General features: G+C 64.6%; 22 protein-coding genes and 2 tRNA genes. 9 read left to right on the top strand and 15 right to left on the bottom strand.

The features are described 5' to 3' along the window. Window positions 1-31 precede the first annotated feature (31 nt). From IE100_RS08955 to IE100_RS08895, 13 genes are all read right to left on the bottom strand, one after another. A complete protein-coding gene (locus tag IE100_RS08955) occupies window positions 32-1831 on the bottom strand; it encodes a methyl-accepting chemotaxis protein (RefSeq protein WP_189373753.1) in 1800 nt (599 codons plus the stop codon). A gap of 96 nt (window positions 1832-1927) precedes the next feature. Beyond that, window positions 1928-2518 carry a methyltransferase domain-containing protein gene (locus IE100_RS08950; RefSeq protein ID WP_189373752.1) on the bottom strand — a complete coding sequence of 197 codons (591 nt, stop codon included), beginning with the start codon at window positions 2516-2518 and terminating at the stop codon, window positions 1928-1930. 86 nt (window positions 2519-2604) lie between these two features. Continuing rightward, window positions 2605-3009: a DUF1289 domain-containing protein gene (locus IE100_RS08945; protein ID WP_189373751.1), complete on the bottom strand. Its 405-nt coding sequence runs from the start codon at window positions 3007-3009 to the stop codon at window positions 2605-2607. A gap of 92 nt (window positions 3010-3101) precedes the next feature. Then, window positions 3102-3178: transfer RNA gene (locus tag IE100_RS08940), tRNA-Pro, on the bottom strand. Between the two features lie 28 nt (window positions 3179-3206). Then, on the bottom strand, window positions 3207-3554 hold the full coding sequence (locus IE100_RS08935; RefSeq protein ID WP_189373750.1) for a MerR family transcriptional regulator: 348 nt from the start codon (window positions 3552-3554) through the stop codon (window positions 3207-3209). Continuing rightward, entirely contained in the window at window positions 3535-3837 is a 303-nt protein-coding gene (locus IE100_RS08930; protein ID WP_047967888.1) for an integration host factor subunit alpha, read from the bottom strand. Before IE100_RS08930 ends, IE100_RS08935 begins: the two co-directional genes overlap by 20 nt. A 63-nt stretch (window positions 3838-3900) precedes the next feature. Then, window positions 3901-6261: a phenylalanine--tRNA ligase subunit beta gene (gene pheT, locus IE100_RS08925; RefSeq protein WP_189373749.1), complete on the bottom strand. Its 2361-nt coding sequence runs from the start codon at window positions 6259-6261 to the stop codon at window positions 3901-3903. A gap of 18 nt (window positions 6262-6279) precedes the next feature. Continuing rightward, window positions 6280-7266: a phenylalanine--tRNA ligase subunit alpha gene (pheS, locus tag IE100_RS08920; RefSeq protein WP_189373748.1), complete on the bottom strand. Its 987-nt coding sequence runs from the start codon at window positions 7264-7266 to the stop codon at window positions 6280-6282. 116 nt (window positions 7267-7382) lie between these two features. After that, the gene (gene rplT, locus IE100_RS08915) at window positions 7383-7739 is read right to left on the bottom strand and encodes a 50S ribosomal protein L20 (RefSeq protein WP_189373747.1); all 357 of its coding nucleotides are present in this window, start codon (window positions 7737-7739) and stop codon (window positions 7383-7385) included. 11 nt (window positions 7740-7750) lie between these two features. Continuing rightward, window positions 7751-7948 carry a 50S ribosomal protein L35 gene (rpmI, locus tag IE100_RS08910; RefSeq protein WP_047967884.1) on the bottom strand — a complete coding sequence of 66 codons (198 nt, stop codon included), beginning with the start codon at window positions 7946-7948 and terminating at the stop codon, window positions 7751-7753. Between the two features lie 154 nt (window positions 7949-8102). After that, window positions 8103-8627, bottom strand: coding sequence for a translation initiation factor IF-3 (gene infC / locus IE100_RS08905; protein WP_082133798.1), 525 nt, complete (start codon window positions 8625-8627; stop codon window positions 8103-8105). Between the two features lie 35 nt (window positions 8628-8662). Then, complete coding sequence (thrS, locus tag IE100_RS08900; RefSeq protein WP_189373746.1) at window positions 8663-10564, bottom strand: threonine--tRNA ligase; 1902 nt, start codon at window positions 10562-10564, stop codon at window positions 8663-8665. 183 nt (window positions 10565-10747) lie between these two features. Then, window positions 10748-10824: transfer RNA gene (locus tag IE100_RS08895), tRNA-Val, on the bottom strand. 135 nt (window positions 10825-10959) lie between these two features. On the opposite strand from IE100_RS08895, the gene tgt reads away from it, so the two are divergent. From tgt to IE100_RS08860, 7 genes are all read left to right on the top strand, one after another. Beyond that, on the top strand, window positions 10960-12075 hold the full coding sequence (gene tgt / locus IE100_RS08890; protein WP_189373745.1) for a tRNA guanosine(34) transglycosylase Tgt: 1116 nt from the start codon (window positions 10960-10962) through the stop codon (window positions 12073-12075). A 163-nt stretch (window positions 12076-12238) separates the two neighbouring features. Beyond that, window positions 12239-12559, top strand: coding sequence for a preprotein translocase subunit YajC (gene yajC / locus IE100_RS08885; protein WP_189373744.1), 321 nt, complete (start codon window positions 12239-12241; stop codon window positions 12557-12559). Window positions 12560-12604: 45 nt separating this feature from the next. Continuing rightward, window positions 12605-14452: a protein translocase subunit SecD gene (secD, locus tag IE100_RS08880; protein ID WP_189373743.1), complete on the top strand. Its 1848-nt coding sequence runs from the start codon at window positions 12605-12607 to the stop codon at window positions 14450-14452. A 12-nt stretch (window positions 14453-14464) separates the two neighbouring features. Then, window positions 14465-15400, top strand: a complete 936-nt coding sequence (secF, locus tag IE100_RS08875) for a protein translocase subunit SecF (protein WP_189373742.1) — start codon at window positions 14465-14467, stop codon at window positions 15398-15400. A gap of 88 nt (window positions 15401-15488) precedes the next feature. Beyond that, window positions 15489-16127: a DedA family protein gene (locus IE100_RS08870; protein WP_229800321.1), complete on the top strand. Its 639-nt coding sequence runs from the start codon at window positions 15489-15491 to the stop codon at window positions 16125-16127. A 16-nt stretch (window positions 16128-16143) separates the two neighbouring features. Next, a complete protein-coding gene (gene mutL, locus IE100_RS08865) occupies window positions 16144-18075 on the top strand; it encodes a DNA mismatch repair endonuclease MutL (RefSeq protein WP_189373934.1) in 1932 nt (643 codons plus the stop codon). Window positions 18076-18097: 22 nt separating this feature from the next. Then, on the top strand, window positions 18098-19261 hold the full coding sequence (locus IE100_RS08860; protein ID WP_189373740.1) for a benzoate/H(+) symporter BenE family transporter: 1164 nt from the start codon (window positions 18098-18100) through the stop codon (window positions 19259-19261). A gap of 7 nt (window positions 19262-19268) precedes the next feature. On the opposite strand, the gene IE100_RS08855 is transcribed toward IE100_RS08860, so the two are convergent. Continuing rightward, on the bottom strand, window positions 19269-19973 hold the full coding sequence (locus IE100_RS08855; protein WP_189373739.1) for an aspartate/glutamate racemase family protein: 705 nt from the start codon (window positions 19971-19973) through the stop codon (window positions 19269-19271). A gap of 1 nt (window position 19974) precedes the next feature. After that, window positions 19975-20583 carry a LysE family translocator gene (locus tag IE100_RS08850; RefSeq protein ID WP_120811462.1) on the bottom strand — a complete coding sequence of 203 codons (609 nt, stop codon included), beginning with the start codon at window positions 20581-20583 and terminating at the stop codon, window positions 19975-19977. A gap of 165 nt (window positions 20584-20748) precedes the next feature. On the opposite strand from IE100_RS08850, the gene IE100_RS08845 reads away from it, so the two are divergent. Together IE100_RS08845 and IE100_RS08840 are read left to right on the top strand one after the other, a co-directional pair. Then, entirely contained in the window at window positions 20749-22179 is a 1431-nt protein-coding gene (locus IE100_RS08845; RefSeq protein WP_189373738.1) for an aminotransferase-like domain-containing protein, read from the top strand. Between the two features lie 72 nt (window positions 22180-22251). Continuing rightward, on the top strand, window positions 22252-22758 hold the full coding sequence (locus IE100_RS08840; protein ID WP_189373737.1) for a cold shock domain-containing protein: 507 nt from the start codon (window positions 22252-22254) through the stop codon (window positions 22756-22758). The last annotated feature ends 69 nt before the right edge of the window (window positions 22759-22827 follow it).

Genomic DNA, 22827 nt, shown 5'->3' with positions numbered 1-22827 from the left:
ACGATCCGGGCGTTTTGTCATGGGCAGCGTATCAGTCCGCCTTCAGCAGGGCCGACGGGTCGAAACCGACCCGGATCGCCCCCCAGTGCCGGCCGGCCAGGCGGATCGGCAGGGCGATCTCCGACAGGATCTCGCCGGTGTCGCGCATATAGGTCTGCAGCAGGAAGGGCTGGGTGTTCTTCGCCGACTTGATGCCGGTCGGATCGTTGAAGATACGCTTGTCGCGGCTGCCGACCAGATCCTGCTGCAGGTCGCCGGTCGGCGGCTTGGAATAGAAGCTGTTGTGGGTCGGCGCGTAGCCGTTGGTATCGACCAGCAGGCAGAAACGGCCGCCATTGGTCTTTTGCACCACCAGGTCGTAGACTTTCTGCAGTGCCGGTGCCAGCTTGTCGTCGTAGGCGGTATGGAATTTCGCCGGATTGGAGCCAGGAATCGGCTGGTAGCGCTGGTCAAACACGTTGAGACCCTCGCCCTGCGCCCGCTCCAGCATGTTCGCCAGTTCGTCGCGGGCGTGGCGGGCCACGCCGATCACCGCGTCCAGCTCGCCCTCGCCGATCACGAAGCGCGACACCAGCTCCTGCACCTGCTCCGCCGCCACCGACAGCTTGACCGACACGTCTTCCGACTGCGCCAAGTGCGTGGACACCACCGTGCTCAGGCCGTGGATTTCCGAGACGTTACGGTTGACCTGCAGATTGGTGCCGGCAAACAGCTCCATGGTGCCCGCGATTTCGGTCAGGCCGCTGGCCATGTTTTCAAAATCGCTCATCATGCGACCGAAGTGCTGCGAGGAACGATTCACCACGTCCAGCGCCTGCGAGGTATCGGTATTGATGCGCGCGGTCGCCTCCTGGGTGTGCGACACCAGGTTGAGCATGCCGTCGATGTTGCCGGAGATTTCGTCGGTCGCCACCCGCACCCGCTCCGCCAGCTTGCGCACTTCGTCGGCCACCACCGCGAAACCGCGACCGGATTCGCCGGCGCGCGCCGCCTCGATCGCCGCATTCAGCGCCAGCAGGTTGGTCTGTTCCGAGATGTCCTTGATCAGGTCGACGATGGTCTTGATGCTGGCCGAGCGGTTGTTCAGCTCCACCACGGTATTGTTGAAGGCGCCGACACGGCCGCTGATCTCGCCTATCCGCGTCGCGGCGTCCTGCAGCTCGGCGTAGGACTCGCGCGCCATCGCCAGGTTGCCCACCGTGGTGGCGGAAATCGACTGCGTTTCAGCCGACACCTGGCTGATGCCGGCGGTGGTCTGATCGCTGGAATCGCGCACCTGGCTGGCCAGCTCCGCCTGCTGCTTGGCGCTGTTCAGCGACTCGCCGATGTTCTTGCGCGTGCGGGTGGAGTCCATGGCGATGCGGATGGTCATGATGCGCACATTGCTGATGATCTCGCGCATCTTCTTCAGGAATTCGTTATAGGACAGCGACAGGTCGCGGATCTCGTCGTAGGTGATGGTCGGGATCTCGCGCGACAGGTCGCCCTCGCCGGCGCCGATCTCGCGGAAGATGCCGATGATCATCTGCAAGGGCCGCACGATCAGGAAGCGCAGGTACCAGACCATGAAGGCGATGAACACCAGCGACACGCACCAGATGGCAAACGACCAGATCATGGTCTTGTCCAGCAGCGAGAAGATCTGCTGACGGATCGGTTCGGTCAGTTCCTGGCCACCGACCAGTTGGCGGATATCGTCCAGCGCCAGGTAAACGTAGGCGATCAGGATCAACTGGAACAGGCTGATGAAGAAAAAGCTGCACAATTTCTTGGTCAGCGAATTCCAGAACGATTTTTCCATCAGGTAATAAGTCCGCCAGAACCAATTCATCCTTCGTCTCTCCTGTTGCTAGCTGCGTGCTTGTCTGCACTTATTGTCGGTCGTTTTTACACTGTTTCCGTGAAAAAAAATAGCGGTTATCTTAAATCAAATGACCGGCATCAACTTTTCTGATCGCTGCCAGCAAAGCCAGTATTCGTCCGGCGCGAACACCGGCAAGGAGCCGCTCACCGGGGTTTGCTGCTGCAGGCTGAACCAAGGCTGGAACAGCGCCTGCAGCCGGGTCAGCTCGGCGCCGAAGGGCGGGCCTTTCAAGGTTGGCCGCAAGAAGAAGTAGCCGGCGAGATAGCCGCCTGGCTTCACCAGGTGCGCCATTTTCTCGGCGTAGGCCGGCCAGCGCGACGGCGGCAACGCACACAGGAAGGCACGCTCGTACACCCAGTCCCAGCTGCCGTCGACCTCGTCACTGAAAAAATCGGCCTGCCGCACCAGCTCCGACAGCGGGCCGAGCTGCTGGCGCGCCTGCGCCACCGCCGCGGCGCTGAAGTCGATCGCGGCCACCTGCAAGCCCTGGCGCTGCAGGTAGGCGACCTCGTAGCCGCTGCCGCAACCGGGCAGCAACACCGAATGCGCCAGTGGCAGCAGCGGCTGCACCAGCGCGGCGAACCCGGCCGGCAGTTGGCCGCTCTCCCACGGCGTGACCTGCTGCTGGTAACGGCTGTCCCAGAATGAACTCAAGCTGCTGTCCTGCGCCATGCGACATCCCCCTGCTCCCGATTGAGCCGCTATCTTGCCGCCGACAGGCAGGCGAAGACAAGGCACGCTCAGTTCTGCGGCGCGCAGTCGGCATCGAACAGGCAGTCCCAGAACAGGCGCAGCCAGTCGTCGCGGTGCACCGGCAGCAGGTAGCGGCGGCCGTCGTGGGTCAAGAACGGCACGTAGCCTCGGCCCTGCCGCTGCTGCGGCCAACCCAGGGTGACCAGCAGCGACGGCGTCAGCGCCAGCGTGGCCTGCCGCTCAGCCGGCTGGATCGTCAGCAGGCGGCCGCCGGTCTGCATCGCCATCTGCAGCCAGACCTTGCGTCGCGACAGCTGCGCCTGCACGGCCGCGCGCTGGCCGTCGTCAAGCGCCAGCCAGTCGGAGACCTCGGCAAAACTGCGGCCGCAGCCGAAGCAGACCTCGTCGCCGACGGCGGTGGAGCAGACTCCGATACACGGCGTGGCGATCATGTTGGCGGCTCCCGGCAGCTGATACCCAGAAGAAAGTGGATACGGACAAATGATAAAGGCCACCTGCAAGCAAGTGGCCTTCGAATGATTGTTGGTCGGAGTGAAAGGATTCGAACCTTCGACCCCTTGCACCCCATGCAAGTGCGCTACCGGGCTGCGCCACACTCCGACTCAAGGCAAAAATTATAAACAGTTATTCAGTCTTTGCCAAGGCTCAGATCCAGCCAGTCGAGGATGGCCTGCAACTCCTTGCGCACTTCGCCGGCGGTGGCCGGTGCCGGCTGGTCGCCTTCCAGACGCTGGCGGGCGCCATGCAGCGTGAAACCGTCGTCGTAGAGCAGGGAACGGATGCGACGCACCAGCAAGACCTCGCGGTGCTGGTAGTAGCGACGGTTGCCGCGGCGCTTGACGTTGCGCAGCTCGGAGAACTCCTGCTCCCAATAGCGCAGTACATGCTGCTTGACGCCGGTCAGCTCGCTGACTTCACCGATGGTGAAATAGCGTTTGGCCGGAATGGCAGGAAGCTCAGCCTTGGGTGTTTGCATGATGTTGTTCAACCATTCCCTTGAGTTTCTGACTTGCATGGAAAGTTACCACGCGTCGGGCGGTGATGGGAATCTCTTCGCCGGTTTTCGGGTTGCGCCCCGGGCGCTGCGGCTTGTCGCGCAGCTGGAAATTGCCGAAACCGGACAGTTTGACGCTGGTGCCCGTTTCCAGGGTGGAGCGGATTTCTTCAAAAAACGACTCCACCATGTCCTTGGCTTCGCGCTTGTTCAGGCCCACCTTGTCGAACAACAGATCGGCCAACTCGGCTTTGGTCAAAGTCATGATATTCCTCACTACAACATCGGATAAAACGCCACCCGCCCGGCGGGTGGCCAACAGGATGGATCAGGCGCGCAGTACGGCACCGGCCGCTTCGGCGGCCGCCAGCATCGCGGCCACCGCCTGCTCGACCTCGTCGTCGACCAGGGTGCGGTCGGCCGCCTGCAGCACGATGCGGAACGCCAGGCTCTTCTTGCCCTCGTCCACACCCTTGCCGCGGTAGAGGTCGAACAGCGCCAGCTCGCGCACGAATTCCGGCGCCACCGCCAGCATCGCCTGCTGCAGCGTGGCGACGCTCACCTCTTCCGCCACCACCAGCGCGAGGTCGCGGCGGACCGGCTGGAACTTGCTGACCGGCGCCAGCTTGACGCGGCCAACCTGCTCGGCCGCCTCGACCGCCAGTTCGAACAGCACCGGCGCGTTGGTCAGGCCGTAGGCCTGTACCCACTGCGGGTGCAGCTCGCCCAGCACGCCGACCACGGCGCCGTCCAGCAGCACCTCGGCGCAGCGGCCAGGGTGGAAGGCCGGATGGGCGGCCTTGCGGTATTCGGCGACGCGTGGGTACAGCAGCGCCTCGACGTCGGCCTTGATGTCGTAGAAATCGACGCGCTCGGCCTTGCTGCCCCACTGCTCGTCGACACGGCTGCCGTGCGCCAGACCGGCGATGACTTCCGGCTGTTGCACGCTGCCGTCGGCCTGCTTGTGGAACACGCGGGCGATCTCGAACACGCGCACACGGCTGTGCTTGCGGTTAAGGTTGGCCGCAAGGGTGTCCACCAGACCGCCGATCAGGCTGGAGCGCATCACGCTCATCTGGCTGGCGATCGGGTTGATCAGGCGTACCGGATTATGATTACCGGCGAAATCGCGCTCCCACTTTTCTTCCACGAAGGCGTAGCTGACGATTTCCTGGAAATCGCGACCGGCCAGCAGGCGGCGTACCTCGCTGCGCACGCGCAGGCCTTCCGGCTGCGACAGCATGGTTTGCGCGGCGACCGGGGCGTTGGCCGGAATATTGTCGTAGCCGTAGACGCGGGCGATTTCCTCGATCAGGTCTTCCTCGATCGCGATATCGAAGCGGAAGCTCGGCGCGGAAACCACGAAACCGTCGGCGTTCTGCTCGAACGGCAGGCCGAGGCGGGTGAAAATGGCAGCGATCTCGTCTGCGGCCAACATGACACCCAGCACCCGGGCGACACGGGCGGTACGCACCGCCACGCTGGCGCGTGCCGGCAGCGCCGACACGGTTTCGGTCAGCGGGCCCGGCTCGCCGCCGCAGATTTCCAGCACCAGCGCGGTGGCGCGCTCGATGGCCTCGGTCTGCAGCGCGAAATCCACGCCGCGCTCGTAGCGGTAGCTGGAATCGGAGCCGAAGCCCAGCGCGCGTGCCTTGCCGGCGATGGCCTCCGGCAGGAAGAAGGCGCTCTCCAGGAAAATGTCGCGACTGGCGCTAGTCACGCCGCTGTCCAGGCCGCCCATGATGCCGGCGATGGCCAGCGGCTTGGCGGCATCGGCGATCACCATCAGGTCCGGCGTCAGCTCGATTTCTTTCTCGTTGAGGCACACCAGCTTCTCGCCGGCCTCAGCCATGCGCACGGTGATGCCGCCGTCGATCTTGTTCAGATCAAACGCGTGCATCGGCTGGCCCTGCTCCAGCAGGATATAGTTGGTGATGTCGACGATGGCGGAGATGGAACGCAGGCCGGAACGCTCCAGGCGGCGCTTCATCCAGTCCGGTGTCGGCGCGGCGGCGTTGACGTTCTTTACAACGCGGCCAACGTAGCGGCCACACGGCGCGCCATCGGCGATACCGACCGCCAGCTTGCTGTCGCTTTGCGGTGCCACGGCGGCGATGTCCCAGGCCGCCAGCGGGCTACCGGTCAGGGCCGCCACTTCGCGGGCGATGCCACGGATGGACAGGCAGTCGGCGCGGTTAGGCGTGATCTTCAGCGTGAACAGGCTGTCGTCCAGGCCCAGGTAGTCGCGGATGTTCTGGCCGACCGGCGCGTCGGCCGGCAGCAGCATCAGGCCGTCGACCTCGTCCGGCACGCCCAGCTCCTTGCCGGAGCACAGCATGCCGCCGGATTCGACGCCGCGCATCTTGGTCGGCTTGATCCGGAAGTCGCCCGGCAGGATGGCGCCCGGCAGCGCGCACGGCACCTTCACGCCCACGGCCACGTTCGGTGCGCCGCACACGATCTGCACCAGCTCGCCGGTGCCGACGTCGACCTTGGTCACGCGCAGGCGGTCGGCGTTCTCGTGCTTTTCACACTCTTTCACTTCGCCGATCACCACACCGCTGAAGGCGGGGGCGGCGGCGTTGACTTCTTCCACTTCCAGACCGGCCATGGTCAGCAGGTAGGACAGCTGGTCGGTGCTCAGCGACGGGTTGACGCGGCTGCGCAGCCATTGTTCGGAAAATTGCATGAGGAGTCTCCGTCGCGATCAGTTGAATTGTTTCAGGAAGGTCAGATCGTTCTCGAAGAACAGGCGCAGGTCGTTCACGCCGTAACGCAGCATGGCAAAGCGGTCGAGGCCGATACCGAAGGCAAAGCCGGTGTATTTTTCCGGGTCGATGCCGACGTTGCGCAGCACGTTCGGGTGCACCATGCCGCTACCGCCCACTTCCAGCCAGCGGCCCTGCTCGTCCAGCACGTCGATCTCGGCCGAGGTCTCGGTGAACGGGAAGAAGGACGGGCGGAAGCGCACCTGCATGTCGTCGCGCTCGAAGAAACGGCGCAGGAACTCGGTGATGGTGGCTTTCAGGTCGGCGAAGCTCACGTTCTGGTCGATCCACAGACCTTCCATCTGGTGGAACATCGGCGAGTGGGTGGCGTCGGAGTCCACGCGGTAGACGCGGCCCGGGGCCACGATCTTGATCGGCGGCTGGTTGTCCAGCATGTAACGCACCTGGATCGGGCTGGTATGGGTACGCAGCACGTCGCCACCTTCCACGTAGAAGGTGTCCTGCATGGCGCGCGCCGGGTGGTTTTCCGGAATGTTCAGCGCCTGGAAGTTGTGGAAATCGCTCTCGATTTCCGGGCCGTCGGCCACTTCGAAGCCCATGGTGGCGAACAGACCGGTGATGCGCTCCAGCGTCAGCGTCACCGGGTGCAGACCGGCAGGCAGGATGCCACGACCCGGCAGGGTCACGTCCAGAGACTCTGCGGCCAACTGTGCGGCCAACTTGGCGGCGTTGAAACCGTCGCGCACCTCGTTGTGACGGGTCTCGAACGCCTGCTTGGCGGCGTTGATGGTGGCGCCGGCAGTCTTGCGCTCTTCGGGCGAAAGTTTGCCCAGCTGTTTCAGCAGCTCGGTCAGTGCACCGCTTTTACCAAGATAGCGGGCCTTGACCTGTTCCAGTTCAACGAGATCGGCAGCAGCATCGAGTGCCGCCAGACCTTCCTTGAGAATCACGTCAACATTGCTCATGGGTCGCACCAGTATGCGTAAGAAAACTGACCGGAACGGGGCGCGCTCGAGTCAGCCATCTTGGGGAAAATCGAAAAAAAAGGGAGGCATCAGCCTCCCTTTTTAGTATCCAGCGCTTAAGCGAGGGCGGCTTTTGCTTGTGCAACGATTTGAGCAAATGCCGGCTTATCGAACACGGCCAGATCGGCCAGGACCTTACGGTCGATTTCGATCAGCGCTTTCTTCAGGCCGTTCATGAACTTGCTGTATGGCAGGCCGTTTTCACGCGAAGCGGCGTTGATACGAGCAATCCACAGTTGACGGAACTGACGCTTTTTCTGACGACGGTCGCGGTAGGCGTACTGACCGGCTTTCATCACCGCCTGTTTGGCGATGCGATAGACGTTCTTCCGGCGGCCGCGATAGCCTTTCGCCAGAGCTAAGATTTTCTTGTGACGAGCACGTGCGGTTACACCGCGTTTTACGCGTGGCATGAATTATCTCCTTAAGCGTAGGGCATCATTTTGCGAACGGAAGCCATGTTGGTGCTATCTACCATGGCAGTACCGCGCAATTGACGTTTGGTTTTGGTGGTTTTCTTGGTCAGGATATGACGCTTGAACGCCATAGAGCGCTTGACACCACCGTTGCCCAATACTTTGAGACGCTTCTTCGCGCTCGACTTGGTTTTCATTTTCGGCATGGAATGCTCCTGCTGAATTTTCGTTAGATTAGACCCAGGGTGGCCCGAAGGCACTTGAAACCGCTGCGTCACGCTTTTGCTGCAGGCCGTTGCCGGCCCACAAAATCAACACGGCAGGCGAGCCTGCCGTGAAGAAGTCGATGATTATACCCGATTATTTCTTTTTCGGGGCAATCATCATGACCATTTGGCGGCCTTCCAGTCGCGGGAACTGCTCGACCGTACCCACTTCCGCCAAATCGGCTTCGACGCGCTTGAGCAGCGCGAGACCGATATCCTGGTGAGCCATCTCACGACCACGGAAACGCAGGGTTACCTTGGCTTTGTCACCTTCGGTGAGGAAGCGGATCAGGTTACGCAGCTTGACGTTGTAGTCGCCATCGTCGGTACCCGGACGGAACTTGATTTCCTTGATCTGGATCTGCTTCTGCTTCTGCTTCGCTTCGTGGCGCTTCTTGGACTGCTCGTACTTGTACTTGCCGTAGTCCATCAGCTTGACCACCGGCGGCTGGGCCGTCGGCGAAATTTCCACCAGATCAACGTCGCGTTCTTCCGCCAGCGCCAGACCTTCACGCAGGCTGACGATACCGAGCTGCTCGCCTTCTTCTCCTACCAGACGGATCTCGCGGGCGGTGATTTCGCCATTGATCCGTGGTTCGCGTTCCTGAGCTATAGCCAATACTCCTGTAGTTTAGTGATCGTACCCGTAGGCACTCAGACCTGCGCCATCGCGGCTTGCAGGTGTTCGGCAAAGGCTTGCAGGGTCATCTGACCCAGATCCTCGCCACGAGCGCGTACGGCCACCAGCCCGCCCTCTTTTTCCTTGTCGCCGATGACGACCTGGTAAGGAAGTTTCTGCAGGCTGTGCTCGCGGATTTTATAGCCGATCTTTTCGTTTCTCAAGTCAAGATCGACTTTGTAACCCAGTTTACGCAAACTGGTTGCCACATCCGCAGCATAATCGGCCTGTGCGCTGGTGATATTCATCACCACCATCTGCACCGGCGCCAGCCACAGCGGGAACACGCCGGCGTGGTTTTCGATCAGGATGCCGATGAAGCGCTCCAGCGAGCCCAGAATCGCGCGGTGCAGCATCACCGGCCGGGCACGGCCATTGTCCTCGGTGACATACTCGGCGCCCAGACGCTCCGGCAGCACGTAGTCCAGCTGCAGGGTGCCGCACTGCCAGGAACGGCCCAGCGCATCCTTGATGTGGTACTCGATCTTCGGACCGTAGAACGCGCCCTCGCCCGGCAGCTCTTCCCACTCCACGCCGCAGGCGCGCAGCGCCTCGCGCAGGCCTTCTTCGGCACGATCCCAGGTTTCCAGCGTGCCGGCGTACTTTTCCGGACGCAGCGACAGTTTGATCGCCACCTTGTCGAAGCCGAAGCGCTTGTACACCGCCATGGTCAGCTCGTTGAAGGCCTTGGCCTCGGCGATGATCTGCTCATCGGTACAGAAGATGTGGGCATCGTCCTGTACGAAGCCGCGCACGCGCATGATGCCGTGCAGCGCGCCGGACGGCTCGTTGCGGTGGCAGGCACCGAACTCGGCCAGGCGCATCGGCAGGTCACGGTAGGAGCGCAGCCCCTGGTTGAACACCTGCACGTGACCCGGGCAGTTCATCGGTTTCACCGCGTAGTCGCGCTTTTCCGACTCGGTGGTGAACATGCCCTCACGGTAGTTTTCCCAGTGACCGGATTTCTCCCACAGCACGCGGTCCATCACCATCGGGGTACGGATTTCCTGGTAGCCGGCCTCGGTCAGCGTCTTGCGCATGTACTGCTCGATGCTCTGCCACAGCGCCCAGCCCTTCGGATGCCAGAACACCATGCCCGGCGCCTCGTCCTGCAGGTGGAACAGGTCCAGCTGACGGCCCAGCTTGCGATGGTCGCGCTTTTCCGCCTCTTCCAGCATGAACAGGTACTGCTCCAGATCTTCCTTCTTCTGCCAGGCGGTACCGTAGATACGCTGCAGCATCTCGTTGTTGCTGTCGCCGCGCCAGTAGGCACCGGCCACCTTCATCAGCTTGAACACCTTCAGCTTGCCGGTGGACGGCACGTGCGGGCCGCGGCACAGGTCGGTGAAGCCGCCCTCGCGGTACAGGCTCAGCACCTCGCCCTGTGGAATGGACTCGATGATCTCGGCCTTGTACGCCTCGCCGATGCTCTTGAAGTAGGCAATCGCCTCGTCGCGCGGCAGCTCGTAGCGCTCGACCGGGATGTCCTTCTTCGCCAGCTCGGTCATCTTCTTCTCGATCGCCACCAGGTCTTCCGGCGTGAACGGACGCTTGTAGGCGAAATCGTAGTAGAAGCCGTTTTCGATTTCCGGGCCGATGGTGACCTGCGCTTCCGGGAACAGCTCCTTCACCGCGTAGGCCAGCAGGTGGGCGGTGGAGTGACGGATGATGGACAGGCCGTCCGCGTCTTTCTCGGTGATGATGGCCAGGTCGACGTTGGCCGCAATCAGATAGGACGTATCAACCAGTTGGCCGTCCACGCGACCAGCCAGCGCCGCGCGCGCAAGACCGGTACCGATGGACGCAGCCACTTCGTACACCGTTACCGGCTTGTCGAAGGAACGGATGGAACCGTCGGGCAGGCGAATGTCAGGCATAGCAACTCCAGCTTTAAGTGAAGGTGGACGACAAAAAACCAAAAAAAAAGTGCGGCTTGAGCCGCACTTTTTGGTTTGCTTGGAGTATTCCTTTAGCTTTAAAGGCACCCCGTATGGCTCGGTTTTATCGCGAGATACGGGTGGTGGTAGTTCGCTTGAACATTTAATACTCCAAACTGAATTTGGTAGGCACGATCGGATTCGAACCAACGACCCCCACCATGTCAAGGTGGTGCTCTAACCAACTGAGCTACGTGCCTGCAATCAAGGCTGCCGATATTACCAACCGGCGCCGGCAAATGCAAGCCGTTTGCGTGCAAAGCTCACACGCCGGGCGGGCTCGGGGTGTATACTGCGCGGCTAAATTTCCGATTCCAGCCATTATTATCAAGCACATGCTGAAGTTTACCCTGCACAAGACATCGGGTGGCGCCCGCCGCGGCACCCTGGAACTGAACCACGGCAAGGTCGAGACCCCGGTGTTCCAGCCGGTGGGCACCTACGGCTCGGTGAAGGCGATGAGCCCGCACGAGCTGCACGACATCAAGGCCCAGATCATCCTGGGCAACACCTTCCATCTGTGGCTGCGCCCGGGCCTCGACATCATCGAGAAGTTCGGCGGCCTGCACCAGTTCATCGGCTGGGACAAGCCCATCCTCACCGACTCCGGCGGCTTTCAGGTGTTCAGCCTCGGCGCGCTGAACAAGATCACCGAGGAAGGCGTGACCTTCCAGAGCCCGGTCAACGGCGATAAGCTGTTCCTGTCGCCGGAGAAATCGATGGAAATCCAGAAGGTGCTCAACTCCGACATCGTGATGATCTTCGACGAGTGCACCCCAGGCCAAGTCGACCACGCCACCGCCGCCAAGTCCATGCGCATGAGCCTGCGCTGGGCCGAGCGCTCGCGCCGCGCCTTCGACGAGCTGAAGAACCCCAACGCGCTGTTCGGCATCGTGCAGGGCAACCTGTACACTGACCTGCGCCGCGAATCGCTGGACGGCCTGATGCAGATCGGTTTCGACGGCATCGCCATCGGCGGGCTGTCGGTCGGCGAGCCAAAGCCAGAGATGTATCGCATGCTGACCGAACTGAAGGACATGCTGCCGGCCGACAAGCCGCACTACCTGATGGGCGTCGGCACGCCGGAAGACCTGGTGCATGGCGTCGCCAACGGCATCGACATGTTCGACTGCGTGATGCCGACCCGCAACGCGCGCAACGGCTGGCTGTTCACGCAGTGGGGCGACCTGAAGATCAAGAACGCGCGCTACAAGGACGACAAGAAGCCGCTGGACGAGCAGTGCGAGTGCTACGCCTGCCGCCACTTCAGCCGTGCCTACCTGCACCACCTGCACCGCACCGGCGAGATCCTCGGCGCCCGCCTCAATACCATCCACAACCTGCACTACTACCAGGTACTGATGCAGGAGATGCGCGACGCCATCGACGCCGACCGCTTCGAGGACTGGAAAGCCGGTTTCCACGAACGCCGCGCCCGCGGCGTGAACTGACGCGGCCAGCCGCTGTCAGTGTGATGTCGTGCCACGCACCGAGATGCCGCTTGCAAAAGCGGCATCTCGGCACAATGGTTGGAAATCAGCCGCAGCGTGGCTACAATCGGCCACTTGCACACGTAATACCCGCATTCAACTTATAAACAGGGAGTCTCACTCGATGTTCATCCCCCCAGCATTTGCCAACACTTCCGCCACCGGCGGCTTCGACCTGATGGGCTTCCTGCCCATGATCGTGATTTTCGTTTTGTTCTGGTTCCTGCTGATCCGTCCGCAACAGAAGAAAATGAAAGAACACCAGAAGATGCTGTCCGAAATCAACAAGGGTGACGAAGTGGCAACTCAAGGTGGCATCGTTGGCCGCGTGACTAAGGCCGGTGACCAGTACCTGGCGATCGAGATCGCCAACGGCGTGGAAATCAATGTCCAGCGTGGCGCCATCGCCGCCAAGCTGGAAAAAGGCACCATCAAGTCCCTGTAATCCCAATGGGCCGCCCTGGCGGCCCTTTTTCCTGTTACCGCCTCCATGAACCGCTTCCCGATCTGGAAATACCTCGTCATTGCGGTAGTGCTGATTGTCTCGACAATCTATACCCTGCCCAATTTCTTTGGCGAAACCCCTGCCGTGCAAATCTCCAGCACCCGCCAATCGGCCACCGTCGATACGGCACTGATGGCGCGGGTGGAGACCGTACTGCAGCAACAGGGCATCAAGCCTGCCGGCCTGTTCCTTGACGGCAACAGCCTGAAAGTGCGCTTCAACGATCCCGACACGCAGATCAAGGCGCGCGACATCATCCAGCAAGCGCTGGGCGACACCTACATCATCGCGTTGAACCTGCTGGCGGCTTCGCCGGAATGGCTGAGCAAGCTGCACGCCAACCCGATGTTCCTCGGCCTCGACCTGCGCGGTGGCGTGCACTTCCTGCTGGAAGTCGACATGCAGGCCGCCGTGGACAAGACCATGGAACGCTACGCCGGCGACATCCGCCGCGAGCTGAAAACCGCCAAGATCCGCTACGGCGCCATCAAGCGCACCGGCAACACCGCGCTGGAAGTGCAGCTGCGTGACCAGGAGACGCTGAATGCCGCCGCTGACAAGCTGGCGCGCAGCCTGCCGTCGCTGACCTTCAGCAGCGACGACCAGCTGTTCCGCCTCAGCCTCGCGCTGAAGCCGGAAGAGATCACCCGCATCCAGAGCGATGCCGTGTCGCAGAACATCACCACCCTGCACAACCGTGTCAACGAGCTGGGCGTCGCCGAACCGGTGATCCAGCAAGCCGGCCCGAGCCGCATCGTGGTGCAGCTGCCGGGGGTGCAGGACACCGCCAAGGCCAAGGACATCCTCGGCCGCACCGCCACGCTGCAGGTGCGCATGGTGGAAGACGACCCGTCGCGCGTGGCCGAAGCGATGGCCGGCAACGTGCCGGTCGGCTACGAGCTGCTGGATGAAGCCAGCCCGCAGGGCATCCAGAAGATCCTGCTGAAGAAGGATGTCGAGCTGACCGGCGACAACATCAACTCGGCGCAGCCCGGCTTCGACCAGAATGGCGGCGCCTCGGTGGACATCGGCCTGGACAGCACCGGCGCCGAGATTTTCCGCAGCCTGACCGCGGAAAACATCGGCAAGCGCATGGCGATGGTGCTGGTCGAGAAGAACAAGAGCGAAGTGGTGACCGCGCCGGTGATCCGCAGTGAAATCGGCGGCGGCCGCGTGCAGATCTCCGGCAGCATGAACCCGGCCGAAGCCAACGACGTGGCCCTGCTGCTGCGCGCCGGCTCGCTGGCCGCGCCGATGAACATCATCGAGGAACGCACCATCGGCCCGAGCCTGGGCAAGGAAAACATCGAGAAGGGCTTCAGCGCCACACTGTGGGGCTTTGCCGCCATCGCCGTGTTCATGGTGCTGTACTACCGCGTGTTCGGCCTGATCTCGGTGGCCTCGCTCGGCGTCAACCTGTTCATGCTGATCGCGCTGCTGTCCATGCTGCAGGCGACCCTGACGCTGCCGGGCATCGCCGCGATCGCGCTGACCCTGGGCATGGCCATCGACGCCAACGTGCTGATCAACGAGCGCATCCGCGAGGAGCTGCGCAACGGCGTGCCGCCGCAGTCGGCGATTCAGGCCGGTTACGCCCACGCCTGGGCGACGATCCTGGACTCGAACGTGACCACGCTGATCGCCGGTATCGCGCTGCTGGTATTCGGCTCCGGCCCGGTGCGCGGCTTTGCCGTGGTGCACTGCCTCGGCATCCTGACCTCGATGTTCTCCGCAGTCCTGGTATCGCGCGGCATCGTCAACCTGTGGTACGGCCGTCGCCGCCGCCTGACTGCCGTGTCCATCGGCCAGGTGTGGAAGCCGGAAACCAAGTAAGGATCAAGAAACATGGAGTTTTTCCGCATCAAACGGGACATCCCGTTCATGAGCTACGGCAAGCTCACCACCGCGATCTCGCTGGTGACCTTCATCCTGGCGGTGTTCTTCCTGGCCACCAAGGGCCTGAACCTGTCGGTGGAGTTCACCGGCGGCACGGTGATGGAGGTGCAGTACCAGCAAGCGGCCAACCTCGCCGACATCCGCCACCGCGTGGAAACGCTGAAAGTGGGCGAGGTGCAGGTGCAGAGCCTGGGCACCAGCCGCGACGTGCTGATCCGCCTGCCGAACAAGGAAGGCACCAGCTCGGCCAAGCTGTCGGAACTGGTGATGGGCCTGCTCAAGGCCGGTGACGCCGGCGTGCAGCTGCGCAAGGTCGAGTTCGTCGGCCCGAGCGTGGGCGAGGAACTGGTCACCCACGGCCTCACCGCGATCCTGCTGGTCTGCCTGGGCATCGTGATCTACCTCGCACTGCGCTTCGAGTGGCGGCTGGCGGTATCGGCAATCATCGCCAACATGCACGACGTGGTGATCATCATCGGCTGCTTCGCGCTGTTCCAGTGGGAATTCAGCCTGACGGTGCTGGCCGGCGTGCTGGCGGTGCTGGGCTACTCGGTGAACGAGTCGGTGGTGGTGTTCGACCGTATCCGCGAGAACTTCCGCAAGCCGGGCATGCGCGGCCGCAGCACCGCGGAAGTGATCGACAACGCGATCACCTCCACCATCAGCCGCACCATGATCACCCACGGCTCCACCGAGACGGTGGTGCTGGCGATGCTGGTCTTCGGCGGCCCGGCGCTGCACGGCTTTGCCATGGCGCTGACCATCGGCATCGTGTTCGGCATCTACTCCTCGGTACTGGTCGCCAGCCCGCTGGCGCTGGCGCTGGGCGTCAAGCGCGAGCACATGATCAAGATCGTGAAGCCGAAAGAAGAAGCGGTGGTCTGACGCCCCGTGCCGCAGACCCGAGCAAGGTTGGCCGCAGGCAATGCGGCCAACCTTTTTTGACTTTTACCCACCCCGAGTCGCCATGGAACTGATCGCTTTTCTGCTTGATTTCATCCTGCACATCGACGTGCACCTGACCCAGCTGGTCGCCAGCTACGGGCCGTGGATCTACCTGATCCTGTTCCTGATCGTGTTCTGCGAAACCGGGCTGGTGGTGACGCCGTTCCTGCCCGGCGACTCGCTGCTGTTCGTCGCCGGCGCCCTCGCCGCGATGGGCGAGATGAACGTGCAGCTGCTGGTCGGCCTGCTGATCGTGGCCGCCATCCTCGGCGACGGCGTCAACTACGCCATCGGCAAACATGTCGGCATGCGCCTGTTTGCCCGCTTTCCGCGGCTGCTGAAACCGCAGTACCTGGACAAGACCCACGCCTTCTACGAGCGTCACGGCGGCAAGACCATCATCTTCGCCCGCTTCGTGCCCATCGTGCGCACCTTCGCCCCCTTCGTCGCCGGCGTCGGGCGCATGGACTACCGCCACTTCCTCAGCTACAACGTGGTCGGCGCCGTGCTGTGGGTGGCCGGCTTCTGCTACGCCGGCTACTTCTTCGGCAACCTGCCCTTCGTGCGCAAGAACCTGGAATACCTGATCTTCGGCATCATCATCGTGTCGATGCTGCCGGGCATCATCGAGGTGCTCCGCCACCGCCGGGCGGCAAACAAGGCCTGAGCCCGCCATGCACACCATGAAACGCATCCAGAAACTGCCCGACCACCTCGTCAACCAGATCGCCGCCGGCGAGGTGGTGGAGCGGCCGGCGTCGGCGCTGAAGGAAATCCTGGAAAACAGCCTCGACGCCGGCGCCGACCGCATCAGCGTCGACCTGGCGCAGGGCGGCATCAAGCTGATCCGCGTCACCGACAACGGGGGCGGCATCGCCGCCGCCGACCTGCCGCTGGCGCTGGACCGCCACGCCACCAGCAAGATCGGCAGCCTCGACGACCTGGAAAACGTCGCCACCCTCGGCTTTCGCGGCGAGGGGCTGGCCAGCGTCGCCTCGGTGTCGCGGCTGACGCTGACCAGCCGCCCGCACGACGCCGAGCACGCGCACCAGATCGTCGCCATCGACGGCACGCTGCACCCGGTGGAGCCGGCCGCGCACGCGCCAGGCACCAGCGTCGAGATCGTCGACCTCTATTTCAACACCCCGGCACGGCGCAAGTTCCTGAAGAGCGAGAACACCGAGTACGCGCACTGTGAGGCCACCTTCGAGCGCATCGCGCTGGCGCATCCGCAGGTCGAGTTCATCCTGCGCCACAACGGCAAGGTGGTGTGGCGCCTGCCGCAGCAGAGCCTGGCCGAGCGCGTCGGCGCGCTGTTGGGCCGCGATTTCGTCGAGGCCTCGCTGCCGGTCGACACCGGCGCCGCCGGGCTGACGCTCTCCGGCTTTGTCGCCAGCCCGACCTACTCCAAGGCCAGCCGCGACGCGCAGTACTTCTACGTCAACGGCCGCTTCGTGCGCGACAAGATCGCGCAGCACGCGCTGCGCCAGGCCTACCGAGACGTGCTGCACCACGACCGCCACCCGGCCTACGCGCTGTTCTTCACGCTGGATCCGGCCAACGTCGACGTCAACGTGCACCCGACCAAGATCGAGGTGCGCTTCCGCGAGAGCCAGGGCATCCACCAGTTCCTGTTCCACAGCGTGCACAAGGCGCTGGCCAGCACCACCGCCGGCGCCAGCCCGGCGGTGACGCTGGACGACGGCCAGCCGGCAGGCAATGACACGGCCGTTGCGGCCAACGTTGGCCGCAACGAGGACGCGCTCGCCGCCTTCGGCACGGCCGCCGCGGCCGCGCGCGCCGCAGACAGCCCGCCGCGGATGCCGTTCCAGCAGCCACGCTACGAACAGCAGGCGATGCCGCTGCACGTGGCGCGCGAGGCGATCGGCGGCTACCAGCGCCAGTTCGCCGGGCTGCGCGAGGAAGAACGCGGCCAGACGCCGCCGGTCAGCAGCGCGACGGCCGCCAGCCCCCTGCCCTCGCCGCTGGCTGCGGCCGAGCTTGCCGCCCTGCCCGACGCCAGCGACGGCATCCCGCCGCTCGGTTTCGCGCTGGCGCAGCTGCACGGGGTGTACATCCTCAGCCAGTGCGAGGACGGGCTGATCGTGGTCGACATGCACGCCGCGCACGAGCGCATCGTCTACGAACGGCTGAAAAATGCACTAGAAGAAGACACGATCCCGATGCAGCCCCTGCTGCTGCCGGTGTCGTTCGCCGCCGACCGCTTCGAGGTCGCCACCGCGCACGAACACGGCGAGGCGATGCAGCGCCTCGGCATCGAGCTGGCGCCGCTGTCGCCGACGCAGATCGCGGTGCGCGGCGTGCCGGTGTGGCTGCAGGACGGCAACCCGGTGGAGCTGGCGCGCGCGGTACTGAAGGACGTGCGCGAGATCGGCCTCAGCCAGGTGCTGACCGAGCGCCGCAACGAGCTGTTGGCCACCATGGCCTGCCACGGTGCGGTGCGCGCCAACCGCCAGCTGACACTGACCGAGATGAACGCGCTGCTGCGCGACATGGAAGCCACCGAACGCTCCGGGCAGTGCAATCACGGCCGGCCGACGTGGTCGCGGCTGTCGATGCGCGACCTGGACAATCTTTTCATGCGCGGCCGCTAAGGCGCGCCTTCACGGAGTCTCCATGCTGCAACGTCGCGATCTGCCCGCCCTCAGCGCCGGCTTTGTCACCGTCCTCGTCGGCTACACCAGCTCGGCGGCGATCATCTTCGAGGCGGCGCTCAGCGCCGGCGCCAGCCAGGCGATGATCGCCTCGTGGCTGATGGCGCTGGGCATCGCGATGGGCATCACCTGCATCGGGCTGTCGCTGCGCTACCGGGTGCCGGTGGTGACCGCGTGGTCGACGCCGGGTGCGGCGCTCTTGATCACCTCGCTCTCCGGCGTCAGCATGGCGGAGGCCATCGGCGCCTTCGTGTTCTCGGCGGCGCTGATCGTGCTCGCCGGGGTGACGGGCTGGTTCGAGAAGGCGCTCAACCGCATTCCGCTGCCGATGGCGGCGGCGATGCTGGCCGGCATCCTGGTCAAGTTCGGCATCAATGTGTTCACCGCGATGCAGGGCGAGCTTGCGCTGGTGCTGGCGATGTTCGTCGCCTACCTGCTGGCCAGACGCCTGCTGCCGCGCTACGCCATCGTGCTGGTGCTGCTGCTCGGCTGCGTCATTGCGACCAAGCTTGGCCTGCTGCAGCTGGGCGAGGTCACCCTGACGCTGGCCACGCCGGTATGGACCACGCCGCAGTTCAACCCCGGCGTGCTGCTGGGCGTCGGCCTGCCGCTGTTCATGGTCACCATGGCGTCGCAGAACATCCCCGGCGTCGCCACCCTGCACGCCAACGGCTACCGGCCGCCGATCTCGGCGCTGATGACCGGCACCGGCGTGGTCAACCTGCTGCTGGCGCCGTTCGGCTGCTTCGCGGTCAATCTGGCGGCGATCACCGCCGCGCTGTGCATGGGCAAGGACGCGCACGAAGACCCGGCGCGACGCTATCTGGCCAGCGTGGCGGCGGGCGCGTTCTACCTGCTGCTGGGGCTGTTCGGCGCCACCGTCGGCGCGCTGTTCGCGGCCTTTCCCAAGGCGCTGGTGCTGGCCATCGCCGGGCTGGCGCTGTTCGGCACCATCGCCGGCGGCCTCGCCACCGCGATGAAGGACGACGTGATGCGCGAGCCGGCGCTGATCACCTTCCTGATTACCGCTTCCGGCGTGTCGCTGGCCGGCATCGGCTCCGCGTTCTGGGGGCTGGCGGGCGGCGTGCTGGCGCTGCTGATCCTCAACGCGCGGCGCAAGGCCTGAGCCGCGCTCAGGCCTCGACCTGCAACAGCCACGCCGCCGCGGCCTGCGCGTGCAGCGCGGTGGTGTCGAACAGCGGCAGGCCGGCCTCGCAGCCGTCCAGCAGCAGCGCGATCTCGGTGCAGCCGAGTATCACCGCCTCCGCCCCCGCCGCCTGCAGCGCGGCGATGATGTCGAGATAGCGCGCCCGCGACGCCGGCAGCACCTGGCCCTGGCACAGCTCGTCGAAGATCACGCGATGGATATCGTCGCGCTCGGCCGCCGTTGGCAGCAGCACCTGCAGCCCGGCCGCCTGCAGCCGCTCGCGGTAGAACGCCTGCTCCATGGTGAAGCGGGTGCCGAGCAGGCCGACGCGGCCAACCTTGGCCGCACGCAGCGCGGCGATGGTGGGGTCGGCGATGTGCAGCAGCGGAATGCCGGCCCGCTCCGCCACCGGCGCCGCCACCTTGTGCATGGTGTTGCTGCAGATCAGCAGCGCACCGGCACCGGCCTGCGCGAGCTTGCGGCCGGCCTCGCCCAGCAGCACGGCGGCCTGCGCCCAGTCCCCCTGGCGCTGCAGCTCGGCCAGCGGCGCGAAGTCGACGCTGTGCAACAGCAGCGGCGCCGAGTGCAGCCCGCCGCGGGCGTCGCGCACCCGGCGATTGATCTGCGCGTAGTAGTGCGCGGTCGATTCCCAGCTCATGCCGCCCAACAGTCCCAGTAGCCTTCCCGTCATGTCATAGCACCCCGGCCAGTTGCAATTCGTCGTACAGCAGGTATAGCGCGGTCAGCGCCATCAACAAGGCCATGATGCCATTGAACCAGCGCCGTGCCGCCGCCTGCGACAGATGGCGGCGCAAGGCCTCGCCCAGCCCGGCCCAGACGCAGATGCAGGGAAAGTTGATCAGCGCACAAGCCAGCGCCAGCAGCAGCGCGTGCGACAGCTGCGCCTGCAGCGGCAGGAACAGCAAGGCGGTGTTGATCACCATCACCCACGCCTTGGGGTTCACCCACTGGAAGGCGGCGGCGGCGACAAAGCCCATCGGCCGCACCAGCTGCTTCGCCTGCGGCTCGCCCGCCAGCCACACCTGCCACGACAGCCACAACAGGTAACTGCAACCGGCCAGCGTCAGCAGCAGGCGCCAGTCGTCCAGCCACGCCATCACCCAGCCCAGCAGCAGCGACACCAGCAACACCTGCACGCCGTGGCCGATGCTGATGCCCAGCAGGTGCGGCACGCTGCGGCGAAAGCCGAAATTGACCCCCGATGCGGCCAACATCAGGTTGTTCGGCCCCGGCGTGATCGACATCAGCGACACGTAACTCAATAAAGGCAGACCCAGCATCACACGCTCCCGCAACAAGTAGTAGACCGCTTCATCGTAGCCAACGGCAGTTGCCGGATACAGTGCCAAGAATTTATTATTGTCATGGTGACAGTTGCAGCCTATCGGCAACTGTCACCCCCCGTTCTCCCGCCCACTGTCATGCCCGCGTCACGGAAAGCCGCCATGGATAGCACCACCCTGTACCAGCAACTCGCCGACGACCTGTCCGGCGCCATCAACCTGGGTACCCTGCCGCCCGGCTCGCGCCTGCCCTCGGTGCGCAAGACCGCGCACAGCCGCCAGCTGTCGCTCAATACCGTGGTCGCCGCCTACCGCGTGCTGGAAGACCGCGGCCTGGTCGAGGCGCGGCCGCAGTCCGGCTACTACGTGCGCTCGCGGCTGCCGTCGCCGGCGCGCAGCAGCAGCCAGGCCGCCGGCCCGGCGCAGGGCACCGACGGCGCGGTGCTGGACCTGATCGGCGCCGCACTGAAGGCGCAGCAGACGCCGGGCTATGTCGACATGGCGCTGGCCTGCCCGCGTGGCGGCGACTTCTACCCCGCCGCCAAGCTGGCGCGGCTGATGGGCCAGGTGCTGCGCAAAAACCCGGGCCTGGTCAGCAACTACGCGCTGCCGCCGGGCTCGGAACGGCTGCGCACCCAGATCGCACGGCGCGGGCTGGAGCTGGGCATGGCGTTGCAGGCCGACAACATCATCCTCACCCACGGCGCGATGGAGGCGCTGAACCTGGCGCTGCGCGCGGTGTGCCGCCCCGGCGACACCGTGGGCATCGAATCGCCGACCTACTTCAACCTGCTGCCGCTGTTCGCCAGCCTGGGGCTGAAGGCGCTGGAGATCCCCACCGATCCGCAAACCGGGCTGTCGCTGGAGGCGCTGGAGATGCTGCTGGTGGAAAAGCGCCTCAACGCCATCATCGCGATGCCCAACGTGCACAATCCGCTGGGCTGCAGCATGCCCACCGACAACAAGAAAAGGTTGGCCGCACTGGTGAACCGCTACCAGGTGCCGCTGATCGAGGACGCGCTGTACGCCGAACTGCAGTTCGGCGACGCGCTGCAACCGGCGGTGAAGGCCTACGACAGCGATGGCTGGGTCATCGTCTGCGCCAGCTACACCAAGACGCTGGCGCCGGACTTCCGCGTCGGCTGGATGGAAGGCGGCCGCTTCACCGAGGAATTGCGCAAGCTGAAGTTCGCCACCTCCATCGCCGAGCCGCTGGTGCTGTGCGAGACGCTGGGCGCGTTCCTGGAGTCCGGCGGCTACGACCACCACCTGCGCGCGCTGAAGCGGCGCTACACGCTGCACATCGACAAGGTGCGCGCGCTGATCGCCGACCACTTCCCGGCCGGCACCCGCGCCACCCACCCCGGCGGCGGCTTCCTGATCTGGGTGGAGCTGCCCGAGGGCTACGACACGGTGAAGCTGTTCGACCTGGCGATCCAGCAGCGCATCAGCATCTCGCCGGGGCCGCTGTACTCGCCGAGCGGCCGCTACCGCAACGCGCTGCGGCTGTCCTGCTGCCAGCCGCTGGACGAGCGCTTCGTCAGCGCGCTGGCGCGGGTCGGCGAGCTGGCCGCCAGCTGCGGCACGACATGACAAAGAAAACACATAAAGCATAAATGACATTAAAATACGGGATTGGCCACCCACCCTGACCAGGCAAATCCCATGCTTTATCACGGCACCATCAGCCGCTGGCACGACGACAAAGGCTTCGGCTTCATCACCCAGGATCACACCGGGGAAGAACTGTTCTTCGACCTGTCCGATTGCCCGCCGGACGGCGTGCGGCCGCAGGTCGGCTTTGTCGTCTACTTCCGGCGCCAGCAGGGTGCCAACGGCAAGGTGTCGGCCCGCCAGGTGCAGGGCAAGGTGTTCACCGAGCCGCCCGCCCTCAGCCCGCCGCTCGACTACGTGCTGGCGCCGGCCGCGCCGCGTCGGCACAACCGCCGCGTGCACGGCATCGTGCTGCTGTTGCTGCTCACCGCCGGCGTCGCCGGCTACGCCAGCCTTGCCCCCCGCAGCGGCGCGGCACCGGCCAGCAGCGCGGTCGGCACCGCCCGGCCCGCCGCGACGCCGGCTGCGGCCACCGCCGGCTTCCGCTGCGACGGTCGCCAGCCCTGCCCGCAGATGAACTCGCTGCAGGAGGCCGCCCACTTCCTGCGCCACTGCTAGGACACCCGGATGGACGGCGACGGGCAAGCGTGCGAAACGCAATTCGCCAACTGAGCCGGCACTGCGCCA

It is taken from the genome of Vogesella alkaliphila (assembly GCF_014652475.1).
In the GTDB taxonomy this organism is placed as follows: domain Bacteria; phylum Pseudomonadota; class Gammaproteobacteria; order Burkholderiales; family Chromobacteriaceae; genus Vogesella; species Vogesella alkaliphila.
The sequence above is the reverse complement of the archived record's forward strand: the minus strand, read 5'-3'. Positions and strand labels throughout refer to the sequence as shown.

Excerpts from the sequence above, each read along its gene's own strand:
- IE100_RS08845 (WP_189373738.1), top strand. The coding sequence starts at position 20,749 with ATGGATAGCACCACCCTGTACCAGCAACTCGCCGACGACCTGTCCGGC.
- IE100_RS08860 (WP_189373740.1), top strand. The coding sequence starts at position 18,098 with ATGCTGCAACGTCGCGATCTGCCCGCCCTCAGCGCCGGCTTTGTCACC.
- IE100_RS08935 (WP_189373750.1), bottom strand. The coding sequence starts at position 3,554 with ATGCAAACACCCAAGGCTGAGCTTCCTGCCATTCCGGCCAAACGCTAT.
- IE100_RS08840 (WP_189373737.1), top strand. The coding sequence starts at position 22,252 with ATGCTTTATCACGGCACCATCAGCCGCTGGCACGACGACAAAGGCTTC.
- IE100_RS08930 (WP_047967888.1), bottom strand. The coding sequence starts at position 3,837 with ATGACTTTGACCAAAGCCGAGTTGGCCGATCTGTTGTTCGACAAGGTG.
- IE100_RS08945 (WP_189373751.1), bottom strand. The coding sequence starts at position 3,009 with ATGATCGCCACGCCGTGTATCGGAGTCTGCTCCACCGCCGTCGGCGAC.
- tgt (WP_189373745.1), top strand. The coding sequence starts at position 10,960 with ATGCTGAAGTTTACCCTGCACAAGACATCGGGTGGCGCCCGCCGCGGC.
- IE100_RS08955 (WP_189373753.1), bottom strand. The coding sequence starts at position 1,831 with ATGAATTGGTTCTGGCGGACTTATTACCTGATGGAAAAATCGTTCTGG.
- pheT (WP_189373749.1), bottom strand. The coding sequence starts at position 6,261 with ATGCAATTTTCCGAACAATGGCTGCGCAGCCGCGTCAACCCGTCGCTG.
- pheS (WP_189373748.1), bottom strand. The coding sequence starts at position 7,266 with ATGAGCAATGTTGACGTGATTCTCAAGGAAGGTCTGGCGGCACTCGAT.
- mutL (WP_189373934.1), top strand. The coding sequence starts at position 16,144 with ATGAAACGCATCCAGAAACTGCCCGACCACCTCGTCAACCAGATCGCC.
- rpmI (WP_047967884.1), bottom strand. The coding sequence starts at position 7,948 with ATGCCGAAAATGAAAACCAAGTCGAGCGCGAAGAAGCGTCTCAAAGTA.
- yajC (WP_189373744.1), top strand. The coding sequence starts at position 12,239 with ATGTTCATCCCCCCAGCATTTGCCAACACTTCCGCCACCGGCGGCTTC.
- IE100_RS08855 (WP_189373739.1), bottom strand. The coding sequence starts at position 19,973 with ATGACGGGAAGGCTACTGGGACTGTTGGGCGGCATGAGCTGGGAATCG.
- thrS (WP_189373746.1), bottom strand. The coding sequence starts at position 10,564 with ATGCCTGACATTCGCCTGCCCGACGGTTCCATCCGTTCCTTCGACAAG.
- rplT (WP_189373747.1), bottom strand. The coding sequence starts at position 7,739 with ATGCCACGCGTAAAACGCGGTGTAACCGCACGTGCTCGTCACAAGAAA.
- secD (WP_189373743.1), top strand. The coding sequence starts at position 12,605 with ATGAACCGCTTCCCGATCTGGAAATACCTCGTCATTGCGGTAGTGCTG.
- secF (WP_189373742.1), top strand. The coding sequence starts at position 14,465 with ATGGAGTTTTTCCGCATCAAACGGGACATCCCGTTCATGAGCTACGGC.
- IE100_RS08850 (WP_120811462.1), bottom strand. The coding sequence starts at position 20,583 with ATGCTGGGTCTGCCTTTATTGAGTTACGTGTCGCTGATGTCGATCACG.